Genomic DNA, 2,134 nt, shown 5'->3' with positions numbered 1-2,134 from the left:
CTGGGGCGGGAAAAACCACCATAATGAATCTTTTACTGGGATATCTGGAATTGAATGAAGGCAGCCTTCTGATAGGGGGTAGGCCTATTGGGGAATACGATGTGAATCAGCTGCGTCAATCGATGGCGGTTGTGCTTCAGGAGACTTTCCTGTTTCAGGCTTCCATCAGGGAGAATCTTACAATCGGGACTTCGGTGAAGAACGAAAATGAGATTTGGGAGGCCTTAACCAGGGCCAATGCGGTGGAATTCGTTAGAAGGCTTCCGGGGAAGTTGGAGTATATATGCGGTGGTTCGAGCAAATTATCGGGAGGAGAGCGTCAGAGATTGACTATAGCCAGGCTTTTCTTGCGCAATCCGTCGATTGTTATCCTCGATGAGGCCACCAACAGACAGGACATGGAAAGCGAACATATGATTCAGCAGGCATTGGAGAGACTGCGACAGGGGAGGACAACGATAACCATCGCCCATAGGCTAAACACGATAGCCAATGCGGATAAGATACTCGTTTTCCAAAAGGGACATCTGATGCAGGAGGGCAGGTGTGAGGAACTTGTAAATCAAAAGGGATTGTACAAACAGCTTTTTGAAACCCAGGGTTATATGTATGGATAGGAAAAGATCGCCATATAAACCTTCCAAATGGATCATAATGCCGATTTCGTTTCTCTTGGTGAGCATTGCTGTTATTGCCTTGTTTTTGAGAAGTTCGGACTATATCTCCTGCCAGGGGAAGATTGAGCCCAATACGGTGCTACCTCTTTTTGCACCCACAGACGGGACTATTGAGTACAGCGGGATTGAGGAAGGCCGTTATGTGGATGAGGGCGATGTGCTGCTGCAACTTGATAGCAAACTCGAAGAGAATGCGCTGATGACTTTGACTTTGGAAGCTAGAGGCTATGAGCAGGACAAGGAGAATCTTCTGGAGCAGCAGCGCTTGCAAGATGAGCAAATAGAGACGATTAGAGCTCACTCGAATCTAAAGACGATGCAGGATGGGAAGCTCTTTGAGAATAATTCGCTCACCGAGATTGATTACATAGACAGGGGCTATCAGAGGGAGCAGGAAAAGATGAATCTTATTCGTTCCCAGATTACTCTGCAGAGAGAGCTATCCACGGTTGAGAACAACATACTGTTAACCCGCTTGCAGATAGCCCGCCAGCAGAAGCTTATTGAAGACCTTGTGCTTCGCTCTCCGCTCTCTGGAACTCTTGTTCTGGTGGAAACTATCTATAGAGATCCAGAGTCGGTTAATTTCTTCTCCATACGGCCGGTGCCTGGTTTGTATATCAAGAAGGGAAATCTGGTTGGCTATATCACCACTGCGAATTATTTGATTGCAAAGGTGGTTATACCTGAGAGGAAGGTTCGCAATGTCGAGGTGGGTGAGCATGCGAAGGTTTCCCTTACGGCGTATCCCAAGAGCCAGGTTGATTTCATCGGTGGGACTTTGACGGGCATTTCGGCTTCGGCGCAGAATCAGGAGTTCATAGGAACAATACAAATTGATATCGATGAACTGGAGGATATGGTCCGGGACTGGGATAAGCTAGTGGGAACGTCGGTGAGTGCAAGGGTGTATCTTGGGAAGTCGACATTGCTGGAGAAGCTTGAGAGGATTATTGGCAAACAGGGATAGACTATAGGCGGGCTTGGAATGTAGACTCGCAAGTAACACCAAGTAGCTTAAGGATGGATTAATAGAATCATAGGACTATATCGGAGGTTTGATATGAAACTTGTTGATGATGATTTTGCCTCTATTGGCATGTTCGGTTCCAACGAAAGCTTTGGAGTTATCGAAACCGAATCTTTTCTATACGAAGAGAACTCCCCCTATATCCCGGGCGGCTCGTACTCAGTCTCCTGGTCCGGTGCCTTTCTCAAGGACCAGCCATACGAAGGCGACAACCCCTATATCCCGGAACCCGGAGAGCCTGGGTATCCAGAGCCGGGCGACGATGATGCCTGGTTTGCGAGGTTCAAGGCTCTTATGAGGAAGGCCGAAAGAGAACCCGTAGACAAAGAGGCCGAAGCCTGGTTTGCACAGCTTAATGGTGAAAAATATCCACTCGACGATGACTATACCCAAGAACAACACGAAGCTTTTATGGCAAAATTCGATA

Annotated in this window: 3 protein-coding genes; all 3 read left to right on the top strand. The window is 47.6% G+C overall.

Annotated elements, in window-relative coordinates:
* On the top strand, window positions 1-617 hold a 617-nt coding region (locus tag S1OALGB6SA_RS00015; protein WP_124032141.1), incomplete at its 5' end, for an ATP-binding cassette domain-containing protein.
* A gap of 37 nt (window positions 618-654) precedes the next feature.
* Window positions 655-1,647 carry a beta-barrel domain-containing protein gene (locus S1OALGB6SA_RS00010; RefSeq protein ID WP_124032140.1) on the top strand — a complete coding sequence of 331 codons (993 nt, stop codon included), beginning with the start codon at window positions 655-657 and terminating at the stop codon, window positions 1,645-1,647.
* A gap of 93 nt (window positions 1,648-1,740) precedes the next feature.
* On the top strand, window positions 1,741-2,134 hold a 394-nt coding region (locus S1OALGB6SA_RS00005), incomplete at its 3' end, for a hypothetical protein (RefSeq protein WP_148083980.1).

It is taken from the genome of Olavius algarvensis spirochete endosymbiont, from assembly GCA_900608495.1.
Classification (GTDB): domain Bacteria; phylum Spirochaetota; class Spirochaetia; order DSM-2461; family DSM-2461; genus UBA2779.
The sequence above is the reverse complement of the archived record's forward strand: the minus strand, read 5'-3'. Positions and strand labels throughout refer to the sequence as shown.

Coding starts and splice junctions, on each gene's coding strand:
- S1OALGB6SA_RS00010 (WP_124032140.1), top strand. CDS start 655: ATGCCGATTTCGTTTCTCTTGGTGAGCATTGCTGTTATTGCCTTGTTT.